Annotated in this window: 21 protein-coding genes; 19 read left to right on the top strand and 2 right to left on the bottom strand. The window is 72.0% G+C overall.

The window, feature by feature from the left end:
* From hisB to ACZ4WH_RS06470, 8 genes are all read left to right on the top strand, one after another.
* The gene (gene hisB, locus ACZ4WH_RS06505) at positions 1-594 is read left to right on the top strand and encodes an imidazoleglycerol-phosphate dehydratase HisB (RefSeq protein ID WP_030605410.1); all 594 of its coding nucleotides are present in this window, start codon (positions 1-3) and stop codon (positions 592-594) included.
* Between the two features lie 3 nt (positions 595-597).
* Entirely contained in the window at positions 598-762 is a 165-nt protein-coding gene (locus ACZ4WH_RS06500) for a hypothetical protein (protein WP_467409218.1), read from the top strand.
* Positions 753-1,397, top strand: coding sequence for an imidazole glycerol phosphate synthase subunit HisH (hisH, locus tag ACZ4WH_RS06495; RefSeq protein WP_468177219.1), 645 nt, complete (start codon positions 753-755; stop codon positions 1,395-1,397). Before ACZ4WH_RS06500 ends, hisH begins: the two co-directional genes overlap by 10 nt.
* Before the next feature lie 3 nt (positions 1,398-1,400).
* Positions 1,401-2,126 carry a bifunctional 1-(5-phosphoribosyl)-5-((5-phosphoribosylamino)methylideneamino)imidazole-4-carboxamide isomerase/phosphoribosylanthranilate isomerase PriA gene (gene priA / locus ACZ4WH_RS06490; protein ID WP_468177217.1) on the top strand — a complete coding sequence of 242 codons (726 nt, stop codon included), beginning with the start codon at positions 1,401-1,403 and terminating at the stop codon, positions 2,124-2,126.
* On the top strand, positions 2,123-2,518 hold the full coding sequence (locus tag ACZ4WH_RS06485) for a RidA family protein (protein WP_468177215.1): 396 nt from the start codon (positions 2,123-2,125) through the stop codon (positions 2,516-2,518). The genes priA and ACZ4WH_RS06485 overlap by 4 nt, the downstream gene beginning before the upstream one ends.
* The gene (gene hisF, locus ACZ4WH_RS06480) at positions 2,515-3,270 is read left to right on the top strand and encodes an imidazole glycerol phosphate synthase subunit HisF (RefSeq protein WP_468177213.1); all 756 of its coding nucleotides are present in this window, start codon (positions 2,515-2,517) and stop codon (positions 3,268-3,270) included. The genes ACZ4WH_RS06485 and hisF overlap by 4 nt, the downstream gene beginning before the upstream one ends.
* 128 nt (positions 3,271-3,398) lie before the next feature.
* Entirely contained in the window at positions 3,399-3,986 is a 588-nt protein-coding gene (locus tag ACZ4WH_RS06475) for an ArsR/SmtB family transcription factor (protein ID WP_468177211.1), read from the top strand.
* A gap of 22 nt (positions 3,987-4,008) precedes the next feature.
* A complete protein-coding gene (locus ACZ4WH_RS06470) occupies positions 4,009-5,247 on the top strand; it encodes an MFS transporter (protein WP_468177209.1) in 1,239 nt (412 codons plus the stop codon).
* A 7-nt stretch (positions 5,248-5,254) separates the two neighbouring features.
* Here ACZ4WH_RS06470 and ACZ4WH_RS06465 read toward each other — a convergent pair whose 3' ends face one another.
* Together ACZ4WH_RS06465 and ACZ4WH_RS06460 are read right to left on the bottom strand one after the other, a co-directional pair.
* Entirely contained in the window at positions 5,255-5,653 is a 399-nt protein-coding gene (locus tag ACZ4WH_RS06465; RefSeq protein ID WP_468177207.1) for a VOC family protein, read from the bottom strand.
* 12 nt (positions 5,654-5,665) lie between these two features.
* Complete coding sequence (locus ACZ4WH_RS06460; protein WP_468177205.1) at positions 5,666-6,301, bottom strand: TIGR03085 family metal-binding protein; 636 nt, start codon at positions 6,299-6,301, stop codon at positions 5,666-5,668.
* 115 nt (positions 6,302-6,416) lie between these two features.
* Here ACZ4WH_RS06460 and hisI point away from each other — a divergent pair, with 115 nt between their 5' ends.
* The 11 genes from hisI (at position 6,417) to lgt (ending at position 15,174) form a co-directional block, all read left to right on the top strand.
* Positions 6,417-6,821 (top strand): phosphoribosyl-AMP cyclohydrolase, encoded by a 405-nt coding sequence (gene hisI / locus ACZ4WH_RS06455; RefSeq protein ID WP_468177203.1) that lies wholly within the window; start codon positions 6,417-6,419, stop codon positions 6,819-6,821.
* An 11-nt stretch (positions 6,822-6,832) separates the two neighbouring features.
* Positions 6,833-8,311 carry an anthranilate synthase component I gene (locus ACZ4WH_RS06450; RefSeq protein WP_468177201.1) on the top strand — a complete coding sequence of 493 codons (1,479 nt, stop codon included), beginning with the start codon at positions 6,833-6,835 and terminating at the stop codon, positions 8,309-8,311.
* Between the two features lie 72 nt (positions 8,312-8,383).
* Positions 8,384-9,022 (top strand): TIGR02234 family membrane protein, encoded by a 639-nt coding sequence (locus ACZ4WH_RS06445; protein WP_468177199.1) that lies wholly within the window; start codon positions 8,384-8,386, stop codon positions 9,020-9,022.
* Between the two features lie 121 nt (positions 9,023-9,143).
* Positions 9,144-9,401 carry an HGxxPAAW family protein gene (locus tag ACZ4WH_RS06440; RefSeq protein WP_468177197.1) on the top strand — a complete coding sequence of 86 codons (258 nt, stop codon included), beginning with the start codon at positions 9,144-9,146 and terminating at the stop codon, positions 9,399-9,401.
* Between the two features lie 114 nt (positions 9,402-9,515).
* Positions 9,516-9,947 carry a DUF2752 domain-containing protein gene (locus tag ACZ4WH_RS06435; RefSeq protein WP_468177195.1) on the top strand — a complete coding sequence of 144 codons (432 nt, stop codon included), beginning with the start codon at positions 9,516-9,518 and terminating at the stop codon, positions 9,945-9,947.
* A gap of 134 nt (positions 9,948-10,081) precedes the next feature.
* On the top strand, positions 10,082-10,891 hold the full coding sequence (gene trpC / locus ACZ4WH_RS06430) for an indole-3-glycerol phosphate synthase TrpC (protein WP_468177193.1): 810 nt from the start codon (positions 10,082-10,084) through the stop codon (positions 10,889-10,891).
* A 20-nt stretch (positions 10,892-10,911) separates the two neighbouring features.
* A complete protein-coding gene (gene trpM, locus ACZ4WH_RS06425; protein WP_468177191.1) occupies positions 10,912-11,118 on the top strand; it encodes a tryptophan biosynthesis modulator TrpM in 207 nt (68 codons plus the stop codon).
* A 69-nt stretch (positions 11,119-11,187) separates the two neighbouring features.
* Complete coding sequence (trpB, locus tag ACZ4WH_RS06420; RefSeq protein WP_468177189.1) at positions 11,188-12,471, top strand: tryptophan synthase subunit beta; 1,284 nt, start codon at positions 11,188-11,190, stop codon at positions 12,469-12,471.
* On the top strand, positions 12,468-13,286 hold the full coding sequence (gene trpA, locus ACZ4WH_RS06415; RefSeq protein WP_468177187.1) for a tryptophan synthase subunit alpha: 819 nt from the start codon (positions 12,468-12,470) through the stop codon (positions 13,284-13,286). Before trpB ends, trpA begins: the two co-directional genes overlap by 4 nt.
* Positions 13,287-13,397: 111 nt before the next feature.
* Positions 13,398-14,171, top strand: coding sequence for a DsbA family protein (locus ACZ4WH_RS06410; protein ID WP_468177185.1), 774 nt, complete (start codon positions 13,398-13,400; stop codon positions 14,169-14,171).
* An 82-nt stretch (positions 14,172-14,253) separates the two neighbouring features.
* Positions 14,254-15,174, top strand: coding sequence for a prolipoprotein diacylglyceryl transferase (gene lgt, locus ACZ4WH_RS06405; protein ID WP_468177183.1), 921 nt, complete (start codon positions 14,254-14,256; stop codon positions 15,172-15,174).
* Positions 15,175-15,209: the final 35 nt, after the last annotated feature.

Raw genomic sequence — 15,209 nt, 5'->3', positions numbered from 1 at the left:
ATGAGCCGCACAGGACGCGTGGAGCGCACCACCAAGGAGACGTCGGTGCTGGTCGAGATAGACCTCGACGGCACCGGCCGGACCGACATCGCCACCGGCGTCGGCTTCTACGACCACATGCTCGACCAGCTCGGCCGGCACGGTCTGTTCGACCTGACCGTGAAGACCGACGGCGACCTGCACATCGACTCCCACCACACCATCGAGGACACGGCCCTCGCGCTCGGCGCCGCCTTCAAGCAGGCGCTCGGCGACAAGGTGGGCATCTACCGCTTCGGCAACTGCACGGTCCCGCTGGACGAGTCCCTCGCCCAGGTCACCGTCGACCTGTCCGGCCGCCCGTACCTCGTGCACACCGAGCCCGAGAACATGGCGCCGATGATCGGCGAGTACGACACGACGATGACCCGGCACATCCTGGAGTCCTTCGTCGCCCAGGCGCAGATCGCGCTGCACGTGCACGTCCCGTACGGGCGCAACGCGCACCACATCGTGGAGTGCCAGTTCAAGGCGCTGGCCCGGGCGCTGCGTTACGCCTCCGAGCGCGACCCGCGCGCGGCCGGCATCCTCCCGTCGACGAAGGGCGCGCTGTAACCCATGACCGGACTGTCGACCCTCCTGATCGTCGTCGGCCTCTTCCTGGTCGGCGGCATCATCTCCTTCGTCAAGCAGAAGATGCCCACCAGCCTGATCGTGCTCCTCTCGATCGGCGCGGGCCTGTGCCTGGTGGCGGGTGTCATCCGGCTGGAGGTGTGGAATTGAGCACCAAGAAGGTCGTCGTCTTCGACTACGGCTTCGGCAACGTCCGCTCCGCCGAGCGGGCCCTCGCGCGCGTGGGCGCCGACGTCGAGATCACGCGTGACTTCGACAAGGCGATGAACGCCGACGGCCTGCTCGTGCCGGGCGTCGGCGCCTTCGCCGCCTGCATGCGGGGCCTGCGCGCCGCCCGGGGCGACTGGGTCGTGGACCGCCGGCTGTCCGGTGGGCGCCCGGTCATGGGCATCTGCGTCGGCATGCAGATCCTCTTCGCGCGCGGCATCGAGCACGGCGTGGAGGCCGAGGGCCTGGACGAGTGGCCCGGCACGGTCGCGCCGCTCCAGGCCGACGTCGTCCCCCACATGGGCTGGAACACCGTCGACGCCCCGGCCGACTCGCAGCTGTTCGCCGGCCTGGACGCCGACGCGCGCTTCTACTTCGTGCACTCCTACGCCGTCCACGACTGGGCGCTGGAATCCCACAACCCGGTGATCGCGGCCCCCAAGGTCACCTGGTCGACGCACGGCAAGCCGTTCGTGGCCGCCGTGGAGAACGGCGCCCTGTGGGCCACCCAGTTCCACCCCGAGAAGTCCGGCGACGCCGGCGCCCAGCTCCTCACCAACTGGATCGGAACCCTGTAGACCATGGCCAAGCTCGAACTCCTCCCCGCCGTCGACGTCCGCGACGGCCAGGCCGTCCGCCTCGTGCACGGCGAGTCCGGGACCGAGACCTCCTACGGCTCCCCGCTGGAGGCCGCCCTCGCCTGGCAGCGGTCCGGCGCCGAGTGGCTGCACCTGGTCGACCTGGACGCCGCGTTCGGCACGGGGGACAACCGCGCCCTGATCGCCGAGGTCGCGGGGGCGATGGACATCAAGGTGGAGCTGTCCGGCGGCATCCGCGACGACGACACCCTCGCCGCCGCCCTCGCCACCGGCTGCACCCGGGTGAACCTCGGCACGGCCGCCCTGGAGACCCCCGAGTGGGTCGCCAAGGTCATCGCCGAGCACGGCGACAAGATCGCCGTCGGTCTGGACGTGCGTGGCACCACCCTGCGCGGCCGGGGCTGGACCCGCGACGGCGGCGACCTCTACGAGACGCTGGAGCGCCTGAACAAGGAGGGCTGCGCCCGCTACGTCGTCACCGACATCGCCAAGGACGGCACCCTCCAGGGCCCCAACCTGGAGCTGCTGAAGAACGTGTGCGCCGCCACGGACCGCCCGGTCGTGGCCTCCGGCGGCGTGTCGTCCCTGGACGACCTGCGCGCCATCGCCGAGCTGGTACCCCTCGGTGTCGAGGGCGCCATCGTAGGGAAGGCGCTGTACGCGAAGGCGTTCACCCTGGAAGAGGCCTTGGAGGCGGTAGCCAAGTGAGTGACGTGCGACGTGTGTCGACCGGCGCGCCCTGGGAGGAGGAGTTCGGCTACTCCCGTGCGGTGGAGCTGCCGAACGGCTTGGTGCTGGTCTCGGGCTGCACGTCCATCGTGGACGGGCAGATCGCCGGGGGCGGCCCGTACGAGCAGGCGGTCAACGCCTTCAAGGTCGCCCTGGCGGCGCTCGAACAGCTGGGGCTCGGCCGTGACGACGTGGTGCGGACGCGCATGTACATCACGCACGCCCGGGACGTCGACGAGGTCGGCCGTGCCCACAAGGAGCTGTTCGACACCGTCCGGCCCGCCGCATCCATGATCATCGTCTCCGGTTTCGTGGACCCCAGTCTGGTCGTCGAGGTCGAGGTGGAGGCGTTCCGAGGAGTTTCCGCATGACCCTGGCCGTACGAGTCATCCCCTGCCTGGACGTGGACAACGGCCGGGTCGTCAAGGGCGTCAACTTCCAGAACCTGCGCGACGCCGGCGACCCCGTCGAGATGGCCAAGGTGTACGACGCCGAGGGCGCCGACGAGCTGACGTTCCTGGACATCACCGCGTCCTCCGGCAACCGGGAGACGACCTACGACGTGGTGCGGCGCACCGCCGAGCAGGTGTTCATCCCGCTGACCGTCGGCGGTGGTGTCCGCACGGCCGAGGACGTGGACAAGCTGCTGCGGGCGGGCGCCGACAAGGTGGGCGTCAACACGGCGGCCATCGCGCGCCCCGACCTGATCCGCGAGATCGCCGAGCGGTTCGGGCGACAGGTGCTGGTCCTCTCGGTGGACGCGCGCCGCACCCCTGAGGGCACCTTCGAGGTCACCACCCACGGCGGCCGGCGCGGCACCGGCATCGACGCGGTGGAGTGGGCGCACCGGGCGGCCGAGCTGGGCGCGGGGGAGATCCTGCTGAACTCCATGGACGCGGACGGCACGAAGGACGGCTACGACCTGGAGATGATCGCGGCGGTCCGCAAGCACGTGACCGTCCCGGTGATCGCCTCCGGCGGCGCCGGGAAGCTGACCGACTTCCCGCCGGCCATCGAGGCGGGCGCGGACGCGGTCCTGGCGGCGTCGGTGTTCCACTTCGGCGACCTGAGGATCGGCGAGGTGAAGGAGACGCTGCGGGGGGCGGGGCACCCTGTGCGGTAGCCGTCATGCGGTAGCCGTCGCCTTCGAGGCCCCGGCCGGGTGGCCGGGGCCTTTCTGCCGGCAGATGCGAAAGGAAAGTTGCGCAAAGAATATTGCGCAGTTTCTCTTTCGTATCTAGGGTCGGTGCCATGGCACGCGAGGAGAACCGCCGGATCACGGACATCGGGACGCTCAAGGCGCTCGCGCATCCACTGCGCATGAAGCTGTACCGCCTGCTGTTCGTCGCCGAGGTCGCCACCGCCTCACAGCTGGCCGACCAGGTGGACGAGGCCGTCTCCCTCGTCAGCTACCACCTGCGCAAGCTGGCCGAGCACGGTCTCGTCGAGGAGGCCGAGCCGCGCAGCGCGGACGCGCGGGAGCGCTGGTGGCAGCCGGCGTCCGACGGCGTCACCATCCGCGACGAGGACTTCCAGGACGCCCCCGAGAAGGCGGCGGCGCACCTGGCGGCCTCCCGGATGTTCCTGGAGCAGCGCGCCGAGATGTACCGGAGGTACCTCGACGAACGCGCCCACTGGGGGGCCGAGTGGAACACGGCGGCCCATGACTCGGAGTCACTGCTGCGGCTCACCGCCGGTGAACTCGCCGAGCTGAAGAAGGACCTGACCGGCCTGCTCGAGCGGTACGACGAGCAGGGGCGAGCCCGTGAGGCCGCCGGTGACACCGAGGGGCGCGAGCATGTCGCGCTGCATGTGTACGGCTTCCCGTTCCGCGTCTGACGTCTGAGAGGACAGCCCTCCCGTGACCGCCACGCTCATACCGCCGGCCGCCGCGCAGGCCCACCGCGACCCCAACGTGCTGCGCTGGCTCGGGGCCTACACCTCCTCGATGCTCGGCGACAGCGTCTACTACCTCGCCCTGTCCTGGGCCGCCGTCCAGGCCGGAAGCCCCGCGCAGGCCGGGCTCGTGATGTCGGCCAGCGCACTGCCCAGGGCCGTGCTGATGCTCGGCGGGGGAGTGGTCGCCGACCGGTTCGGGCCGCGCCGGGTCGTCCTCGGCAGTGACGCCGTACGCTGTGCCGCCGTCCTCGCCGTGGCCGCCCTGCTGTTCCTCACCAGCCCCGGGCTGTGGCCGCTCGCCCTGCTGGCACTGGTCTTCGGCACCGTCGACGCCGTGTTCATGCCCGCCGTGGGCGCCCTGCCGGCCCGCCTCACCGAGAAGGGCCAGCTCACCCGGGTCCAGGGCATGCGCGGCCTCGCCATCCGCTTCGCGAGCGTCGTGGGCGCCCCGCTCGGCGGACTCGGCGTGGCCACCGGCGGCGCCCCGGCCGCGTTCACCCTCGCCGGGCTCCTCATCGCCGTGTCGCTGCCCCTGCTGGCGTCGGTGCGGGTACGGGAGCTGCCGAAGGACGGCACGCCCGGCACGGCGGGAACCGCTTGGAGCGAACTGAAGGCCGGGCTGCGGTACATCCGCCGGCACCGTGTCCTCGCGCCGCTGATGGTCGCCATCGCTCTCGGTGACCTCGGCTTCGTCGGTCCGCTGAACGTCGGGCTGACCCTGCTCGCCGACCGGCGTGGCTGGGGTGCGGCGGGCATGGGCTGGGTGCTCGCCGGGTTCGGGGTCGGCGCGGGGGCCGCCTCGCTGCTGCTGACGGTCCGGGGGCGGCTGCCGCGCGCCGGGCTGGTCGCCGGGTACGCCGTCATCGCGGGCTGCGTGGCCATCGGCGCCCTCGCCTACGTGCCCGGTCTCGTCGCCGCCGTCGGCACGGCCGTGCTCGTCGGCCTGCTCACCGGGCTCAGCGGCGCGATGTGCGGTGCCCTGCTCCAGACCCAGGCCGACCCCGCCTACCTCGGCCGGGTCACCTCGGTCTCCAGCCTGGTCAGCCTCGGTCTCACCCCGCTGAGCATGCCGTTCGCCGCCGCCGCGATCGGGGCGTGGGGCCTCGGCCCGGTGTTCGTCGTCAGCGCGGTGGTGTGCGGGCTCGGCGGGGCCGTCGCCCTCGCCGTACCGGCCCTGCGCCGCGCCGAACTCCCGGGCTGACGGGCTTTCACTCCCTGGGCTGAACCAGCTGCACCAGGTTGCCCACGGTGTCGTCGAACACCGCCGCGATCACCGGCCCCTGCTCCCGCGGCGCGTGCGTGAACCGGACACCCAGGCCGCGCAGCCTGTCGTACTCCGCTCCCAGGTCGTCCACGGAGAAGACGATGCACGGCAGCCCCGCCTCGTACAGCGCCCTGCGGTACGGCTCCGCGATCGGGCCCTGGCCGGGCTCCAGCAGCAGCTGGAGATCCGGCTGGGCCCCTTCCCGCGCCCCGACCGTCACGAAGAGCGTGCCGTCGCCGAGGTCCATGTGCGTGCGGGTCTCGAAACCGAGGACGCCCGTGTAGAAGGCGTGCGCCGTCGCCACGTCGTCCACGTACACGCCGGTCATCGCCACCTTGATCATGGGCCGACCCTCTCAGATGCCCAGCCGCTTGGTCTCGTGCAGCGTGGCGATCGCGTCCGCGTCGCCGTCCAGCTCCACCTTGGCCGCGCTCTGCCGGCCGTACGCGAACAGCAGCAGCTCCGACGGCTCACCGGTGACCGTGACCACCGGCGTGCCCCGGTGCGCCACCACCGTCTGCCCGTCCGGGCGGCGCAGCACCAGACCCGTCGGCGCGCCCCGGCCCATCAGCCGCGCGGCGCGTTCGAGGCGGGACCACAGCGCGTCCTGGAAGACCGGGTCCAGCTCGCGCGGGCTCCAGTCCGGCTGGGCGCGGCGGACGTCCTCCGTGTGGACGTAGAACTCCACGATGTTGGCCGCCTCGTCGACCTGCTTGAGCTGGAAGGGTGAGAAGCGCGGCGGGCCGGTACGGATCAGCTGGATCAGCTCCTCGTACGGCTTCGCCGTGTACTCGGCCATCACCTTCTCCAGACGCGGCGCGAGCTGCTTGATCAGCGCGCCCCCCGCCGCGTCCGGGCGGCGCTCGCGCACGATCAGATGCGCGGCCAGGTCCCTGGTCCGCCAGCCCTCGCAGAGGGTCTCGGCGTCCGGCCCGACGGTTTCCAAGAGGTCGGCGAGAAGAAGCCGTTCACGCTTGGCGAAGGTCGACATGCTGTCAGCCTACGACCACGTAAACGGTCCGCCCACCCGTCACCCTTCGCGCCGCCGTGACCATTCCATGGACACCGTCCCGGCGGTGTCGGTCCCGCGCGGCACAATGTGACCCATGACCAGTACGACCGGTGCCCCCCGGCCCAGCAGCAGCCTCGACCCGGAGATCGCCGCGCGGCTCAAGCGCAGCGCCGACGGGCTCGTCCCCGCCATCGCCCAGCAGTACGACACCGGCGAGGTGCTCATGCTCGGCTGGATGGACGACGAGGCGCTGCACCGGACGCTGACCACCGGCCGCTGCACCTACTGGTCGCGCAGCCGCCGGGAGTACTGGGTCAAGGGCGACACCTCCGGCCACGTCCAGTGGGTGAAGTCGGTCGCGCTGGACTGCGACGCCGACACGTTGCTGGTCAAGGTCGACCAGGTGGGTGCCGCCTGCCACACCGGCGCCCGCACCTGCTTCGACGCGGACGTGCTGCGGGGGAACGCCGATTCCGGCGTACCCGGATCCGATCAGTAAGGTCAGCGGCCATGGAACTGGAGACCTTCCGCAAGCTGGCCACCGACCGGCGAGTCATCCCGGTCACGCGCAAGCTCCTCGCCGACGGCGACACCCCGGTCGCGCTCTACCGCAAGCTCGCCGCCGAGCGACCCGGCACCTTCCTGCTGGAGTCCGCGGAGAACGGCCGTTCCTGGTCCCGCTACTCCTTCGTCGGTGTCCGCAGCGCCGCCACGCTCACCGCGCGGGACGGCCAGGCACACTGGCTCGGCGCCCCGCCCGTCGGCGTCCCCACGGACGGCGACCCCCTCGCCGCCCTGCGCGCCACCCTCCAGGCCCTGCACACCCCGCACCAGGAGGGCCTGCCGCCCTTCACCGGCGGCATGGTGGGCTACCTCGGCTACGACATCGTCCGCCGCCTGGAGAAGATCGGCCCCGGCGAGCGCGACGACCTGAAGCTGCCCGAGCTGACCATGCTGCTGACCAGCGACCTCGCGGTGATGGACCACTGGGAGGGCTCGGTCCTGCTGATCGCCAACGCGATCAACCACAACGACCTCGACACCGGCGTCGACGAGGCGTACGCGGACGCCGTCGCCCGCCTCGACGCCATGGAGGCCGACCTCTCCCGCCCGGTCGCCCAGCCCCCGGCCCACCTCCCGCCGTCCGAGCTGCCCGAGTACAGCGCCCGATGGGGCGGCGCCGACTTCCAGCGGGCCGTCGAGGACGTCAAGGAGCGCATCCGCGCGGGCGAGGCCTTCCAGGTCGTGCCCTCCCAGCGCTTCGAGACGCCGTGCACGGCGAGCGCCCTGGACGTCTACCGGGTCCTGCGGGCCACCAACCCCTCGCCGTACATGTACCTCTTCCGCTTCGACGGGTTCGACGTCGTCGGCTCCTCCCCCGAGGCGCTGGTGAAGGTCGAGGACGGGCGCGCGATGGTCCACCCCATCGCCGGCACCCGGCACCGGGGGGCCACCCCGCAGGAGGACCAGGCCCTCGCCGAGGAACTCCTCGCCGACCCCAAGGAGCGCGCCGAGCACCTGATGCTGGTCGACCTCGGCCGCAACGACCTCGGCCGGGTCTGCGAGCCGGGCTCGGTCGAGGTGGTCGACTTCATGTCCGTCGAGCGCTACTCGCACGTGATGCACATCGTCTCGACCGTCACCGGCAGGGTCGCCCCGGGCCGCACGGCCTTCGACGTGCTCACCGCCTGCTTCCCGGCCGGCACCCTCTCCGGCGCCCCCAAGCCCCGCGCGATGCAGATCATCGACGAACTGGAGCCGTCCCGGCGCGGCCTGTACGGCGGCTGCGTCGGCTATCTGGACTTCGCCGGCGACTCCGACACCGCGATCGCCATCCGTACGGCCCTGCTCCGCGACGGCACGGCCTACGTCCAGGCCGGCGCCGGCATCGTCGCCGACTCCGACCCGGTCGCGGAGGACCAGGAGTGCCGCAACAAGGCGGCGGCGGTGCTCCGCGCGGTGCACACCGCCAACCGGCTGCACAAGTAGGGCACCCTGCTCGCACGTAGGGCGCTTCTCATACGAACCCCGGGTGACGGTTCGCCCGGGGTTCAGGCGATAGTGGAGTACGTGACTGCCGTACCTCACCCCCGTTCCCAAGCCGCCGCGTCCGCCCGGTCCGGCCGGCGGAGCCTCGCCGTTGCCCTCCTGTGCGGTGCGCTCGGCGCGGCCGTCGCGCTGCTCGCGACCCGGCAGCGCTGGGCGGAGGGCACCGCGACGGTGGCCGGCGGCGCGTTCCCGCTGACCGTCAAGGGCAGCGACGTCACGGGCGTTCCCGCGGCCCTCGCCATAGTGGGCCTCGCCGCGCTCGTCGCCGTCTTCGCCGTCCGCAGGGCCGGCCGGTTCCTCGTCTCCGGGCTGCTCGCGCTGTCCGGCGCCGGGATCGTCGCCGCGGCCCTCGCGGGCGCCTCCGACAGCTCCGCGCTGGACGAGCAGGCGGCCAAGGCGAGCGGCGACACCTCCGCCACGGTGAGCGCGCTCACCCACACCGGCTGGCCCTATGTCGCGGCCGTCGGCGGTGCGCTGCTCCTGCTCGCCGGGCTGCTCGCCCTGCGCTACGGCCGGCTGTGGCCCGCGATGTCCGGCCGCTACGAGCGCGGCACCGCCCGCCCGCGGCGCACGGCCCGGCCGGTCGACCCGGAGCGGCCCGAGGAGATCTGGAAGGCGCTGGACCGGGGCGAGGACCCGACCGGCGCCTGAACCCCCGGTGTGGTGAAACAGACGCCACCCCCGCGTCGGGCACACGCACGCGTACGGGACAATGGACGGCGAGCGTCCGGCTCGGACAGTACGACACGTACACAGCAACGAGGAGCAAGTCATGGCGGGCAGCAGCCACGGTCACACCCCGGCCGCCTGGACCGGTGTCATCATCGCCTTCATCGGTTTCTGCGTCGCGGGCGCCTTCATGGTGATGGCCCAGCCCGTCGGCTTCTGGGCCGGCATGGTACTCACGCTCCTCGGTGGTGTGGTCGGCGGCATCATGCGCGCGATGGGTCTTGGGCAGCCGAAGGAGTCCCGTCCGCTGCCGCACACCGCGCCCGCGGCCACGCGGGAGCCGGCTGCCGCGGAGAGCTGAGCCTCAGGGTTTCCGCGAGGGCGGTCGGCATCCTGTGGGATGCGGGCCGCCCTTCGTGTGTACGGGTTCCGGCCACGGCGGGCAGGTCCGCGTTCGGCGGGGGAGAATTCCCGCGTGAACGCCTTCAGCCGCCCGGTACCGCAGCTCGCCCCCTTCTTGCGGCGGGTCGCGGTCCCCGCAGGGCTGTTCGCGGTCGTCGTCGCGGCCTTCGCCTACGTCGGGGTCGTCGATCCGGGTGAACCCGGGCACTACCCCGTCTGCCCCCTGTACCGGCTGACCGGTCTGTACTGCCCGGGCTGTGGGGGGCTGCGCAGCGCGCATGCCTTCGTGCACGGTGATCTCCTCGCCGCCCTGCGCGACAACGCGCCGGCCGTGGCCGCCTACCTGGCCTTCGCGGTGCTGTGGACCGTCTGGGTGGCCCGCGCGGCGCGCGGCAGGCCGCTGCGCATCGACCTCGGACCGGCACCGCTGTGGGCGCTCGGCGCGTTGCTGCTGGTGTTCACCGTCGTCCGGAACCTGCCGTTCGGTGGCTGGCTTCACCCTTGATCGAACAGCGAATGTCCAGGTAGTGGGACCGCCCTCCACCGGATGCGAGGCCTCGGCGCTCCTGCGGATACCATCGGTTTGACCACGGGTTTTCAGAACCTGAAGGAACCACCGTCAGGAAGGGGGCCGCTCGCGTGAGTGTGCTCGACGAGATCATCGACGGAGTCCGTGCCGACCTCGCGGAGCGGCAGGCACGCGTCACCCTCGACGAGCTCAAGGAGCGCGCGGCCAAGGCCCCCGCCGCCAAGGACGGGGTGGCCGCGCTCAAGGGCGACGGCGTCAAGGTGATCTGCGAGGTGAAGCGCTCCAGCCCCTCCAAGGGCGCGCTGGCCGCGATCGCCGACCCGGCCGGACTCGCCGCGGACTACGAGGCGGGCGGTGCGGCCGTCATCTCCGTCCTCACCGAGCAGCGCCGCTTCGGCGGCTCGCTCGCCGACCTGGAGGCGGTGCGCGCGCGGGTCGACATCCCCGTCCTGCGCAAGGACTTCATCGTCACGTCGTACCAGCTCTGGGAGGCCCGGGCGTACGGCGCCGACCTCGCGCTGCTGATCGTGGCCGCCCTGGACCAGCCGGCCCTGGAGTCGCTGATCGAGCGGGCGGTGTCCATCGGCCTGACCCCCCTCGTCGAGGTGCACGACGAGGACGAGGTGGAGCGGGCGGTGGACGCGGGCGCCAAGGTCATCGGCGTCAACGCCCGCAACCTGAAGACGCTGGAGGTGGACCGCGGCACGTTCGACCGGGTCGCACCGGAGATCCCGGACAGCATCGTGAAGGTCGCCGAGTCCGGCGTCCGTGGCCCGCACGACCTGATCGCCTACGCCAACGCGGGTGCCGACGCGGTGCTGGTCGGCGAGTCCCTGGTGACCGGCCGCGACCCGAAAGCGGCGGTGGCCGACCTGGTGGCGGCGGGCGAGCACCCGGCACTGCGACACGGCCGCGGCTGATCCCGCTAGGCTTGGCGCCGATGACTCTCACCGTGACGACCCTGGACCGGCACGCCCGCCTGGCGCGCGGCTGCCGTCCGCGTGGCTGCCGCGCACCCGCGCGGCGCGTTCACGGCCGTCGCGTCCGGTACGTCATCGGTGACGAACCCGGGCAGGTCAACGGACGCCGATGGCAGCGCGCCCCGAAGGGGCGCGGGGAACTGCGCGACCAGCCACAGACGACCTGAGGCCGACCGACTGGCCCCGCCCCCACGGCGATCAGTGTTTTTTCACCGCACTCACCGTGAGGTATCCGCATGCCCAGCGAGTTCTTCATCCCTGATCCCACCGGCCAGGTGCCCACCGTCGAGGGCTACTTCGGCGCGTTCGGCGGCAAGTTCATCCCGGAGGCCCTCGTCGCCGCCGTGGACGAGGTCGCCGTCGAGTACGACAAGGCCAAGAACGACCCCGAGTTCGCCCGTGAGCTGGACGACCTGCTCGTCAACTACACCGGCCGCCCGTCGGCGCTCACCGAAGTGCCCCGGTTCGCCGAACACGCCGGTGGCGCCCGCGTGTTCCTCAAGCGCGAGGACCTCAACCACACCGGATCCCACAAGATCAACAACGTGCTCGGCCAGGCCCTGCTCACCAAGCGCATGGGCAAGACGCGGGTCATCGCCGAGACCGGCGCCGGTCAGCACGGTGTCGCGACGGCCACCGCCTGCGCGCTGTTCGGCCTCGACTGCACCATCTACATGGGCGAGGTCGACACCCGGCGCCAGGCCCTCAACGTGGCCCGTATGCGCATGCTCGGCGCCGAGGTCGTCTCCGTGAAGTCCGGCAGCCGCACCCTCAAGGACGCCATCAACGAGGCGTTCCGGGACTGGGTCGCCAACGTCGACCACACCCACTACCTCTTCGGCACGGTCGCCGGTCCGCACCCGTTCCCGGCCATGGTGCGCGACTTCCACCGGGTGATCGGCGTGGAGGCGCGGCGCCAGCTGCTGGAGCGCGCCGGCCGTCTTCCCGACGCGGCCGTCGCCTGTGTCGGCGGCGGCTCCAACGCCATCGGCCTCTTCCACGCCTTCATCCCCGACGAGGGCGTCCGCCTCATCGGCTGCGAGCCGGCGGGCCACGGCGTCGAGACCGGCGAGCACGCGGCGACCCTCACCGCCGGCGAGCCCGGCATCCTGCACGGCTCCCGGTCGTACGTCCTCCAGGACGACGAGGGCCAGATCACCGAGCCGTACTCGATCTCGGCCGGCCTGGACTACCCGGGCGTCGGCCCGGAGCACTCCTACCTCCGCGACTCCGGCCGCGGCGAGTACCGCGCGATCACCGACGACGCCGCCATGCAGGCCCTGCGCCTGCTGTCGCGCACCGAGGGCATCATCCCGGCGATCGAGAGCGCCCACGCGCTGGCCGGCGCCCTGGAGGTCGGCAAGGAGCTGGGCAAGGACGGCCTGATCGTCGTCAACCTGTCCGGCCGCGGCGACAAGGACATGGACACCGCCGCCCGCTGGTTCGGCCTCTACGACACCGACGCCGAGGTTGCCGCCAACGAAGCCGACACCGCCGAGATCGAGGGGGACGCCAAGTGAGCGGGAACATCCGGCTGCTGAACGACACCCTCGCCGCCGCCAAGGCCGAGGGCCGCTCCGCGCTCATCGCCTACCTCCCGGCCGGCTTCCCGACCGTGGACGGCGGCATCGAGGCGATCAAGGCCGTCTTCGACGGCGGCGCCGACGTCGTCGAGGTGGGCCTGCCGCACAGCGACCCGGTGCTCGACGGCCCGGTCATCCAGACCGCCGACGACATCGCCCTGCGGGGCGGCGTGAAGATCGCCGACGTCATGCGCACGGTACGGGAGGCCCACGAGGCCACGGGGAAGCCGGTGCTCGTCATGACGTACTGGAACCCCATCGACCGCTACGGCGTGGAGCGCTTCACCGCCGAGCTGGCCGAGGCCGGCGGCGCGGGCTGCATCCTGCCCGACCTGCCCGTGCAGGAGTCGGCGCTGTGGCGGGAGCACGCCGAGAAGCACGGCCTCGCGACGGTCTTCGTCGTGGCACCGAGCAGCAAGGACGAGCGGCTCGCCCAGATCACCGCGGCGGGCAGCGGGTTCGTCTACGCGGCCTCCCTCATGGGCGTCACCGGCACCCGGGAGTCCGTCGGCGCGCAGGCCCAGGACCTGGTCCGGCGCACCCGCGCCACCGGCACCGAGCTGCCCGTCTGCGTCGGGCTCGGCGTCTCCAACCGGGCCCAGGCCGCCGAGGTCGCCGGCTTCGCCGACGGCGTGATCGTCGGTTCGGCGTTCGTGAAGCGGATGCTGGACGCGCCGGACCACGCCGCCGGTGTCGCGGCGGTCCGCGAGCTGGCCGGTGAGCTGGCGAAAGGCGTGCGCGGACAGGCGTGACCGACAGGCGTAACCGTCGGCGAATGTCCCGTATCGGATGATTCGGTCACTCGAACGGGTGGACCTCGGGCCGGGGAGGCGCGCTGCGCCTCCCCGGTTCGTTCTGGGGGTGTGAGCGAGAAGAACCGTGACGGAAAGCGCACCGCCCGGGAGCGGCTGGCGGTCGAGCGCGAGAAGCAGAAGGCCGCGGAGAAGCGACGGCGCACGCTGATCGTGGGCGCGAGCGTCGTCTGCGTCCTGGGCCTGGCGGCGGTGATCGGCGTCGTCGCCGCGAACGCCGGAAAGCACAAGGGCAGCAGCGCGGGCCCGGCCGTGGCACCCTCGGGCGCGCAGGGCAAGGACGGCCTCGCGATCCCGGTCGGCAAGGACGGCGCCAAGTCGACGCTCACCGTCTGGGAGGACTTCCGCTGCCCGGCCTGTCAGGCCTTCGAGGTGGCGTACCGGCCGACGCTCCACGAACTGACCGACGCCGGCAAACTCAGAGTCGAGTACCACCTGGTCCGGCTGATCGACGGCAACCTCGGCGGCACCGGCTCGCTCCGGGCCGCCAACGCCGCGGCCTGCGCCCAGGACGCCGGGAAGTTCCGCGACTACCACGACGTGCTGTACGCGAACCAGCCCAAGGAGACCGACGACGCCTTCGCGGACAACGGCAAGCTGATCGAGCTGGCCGGCAAGGTGAAGGGCCTGGACACGCCCGCCTTCCGCAAGTGCGTCCAGGACGGCACCCACAACAGCTGGGTCGACAAGTCCAACCAGGCCTTCCGCTCCGGCGGCTTCACCGGCACGCCCACGGTGCTGCTCGGCGGCAAGAACATCTACCAGGACCAGACGATGACCCCGGCCAAGCTCAAGCAACTGGTGGAGGAGGCCGACCGGGGGTAAGCGTTTCTCACGCCCCTGTTATGGACCCGTAGCCGGGCTGCTTGCCGTCCCCACCGCCCGGCACGGTAGCGTCGGACCTGCCATGAACCTTGCCTATATCCCCAGCCCGTCGCACGGGGTGCTGTATCTCGGCCCCATCCCGCTGCGCGGCTACGCCTTCTGCATCATCATCGGCGTCTTCGTTGCCGTCTGGTTCGGCAACAAGCGCTGGATCGCCCGTGGCGGGCAGTCCGGCACGGTCGCCGACATCGCTGTCTGGGCCGTGCCGTTCGGACTGGTCGGCGGCCGGCTCTACCACGTGATCACGGACTACGAGCTGTACTTCAGCGAGGGCCGTGACTGGGTGGACGCCTTCAAGGTGTGGGAGGGCGGCCTGGGCATCTGGGGCGCCATCGCGCTCGGGGCGCTCGGCGCGTGGATCGGCGCGCGGCGCCGGGGCATCCCGATGCCCGCGTACGCCGACGCCGTCGCGCCCGGCATCGCGTTCGCGCAGGCCATCGGCCGCTGGGGCAACTGGTTCAACCAGGAGCTGTACGGCCGCGAGACCCATCTCCCCTGGGCGCTGCACATCACCTCCTCCGAGGGCGGCCGGGTGCCGGGGTACTACCACCCGACCTTCCTCTACGAGTCCCTGTGGTGCGTCGGGGTGGGCCTCCTGGTCATCTGGGCGGACCGCCGCTTCAAGCTGGGGCATGGCCGGGCGTTCGCCCTGTACGTCGCCGCGTACTGCGTGGGCCGGGGCTGGATCGAGTACATGCGGGTGGACGACGCCCACCACATCCTGGGCCTCCGTCTGAACGACTGGACCGCGCTGCTCGTCTTCCTGCTGGCGGTGGCGTACATGGTGGTGTCGGCGAAGAAGCGGCCGGGGCGGGAAGCCGTGGTCGAGCCGGGGATCTCCGACGGTTCGGCCGAGGACACAGAGGCTGACGCCGAGGGCGACGCCGATGCCGACGCCGACGCCGAGGGCGAGGAGAAGGCGGCGCCGGCCGAGAAGAGCTGACCGTCTCTCGTACGACACCGAGGGCGCCCGGAGTT

The organism is Streptomyces sp. NPDC029138, assembly GCF_055564375.1.
This window is presented reverse-complemented; position numbering and strand designations above follow the sequence as displayed.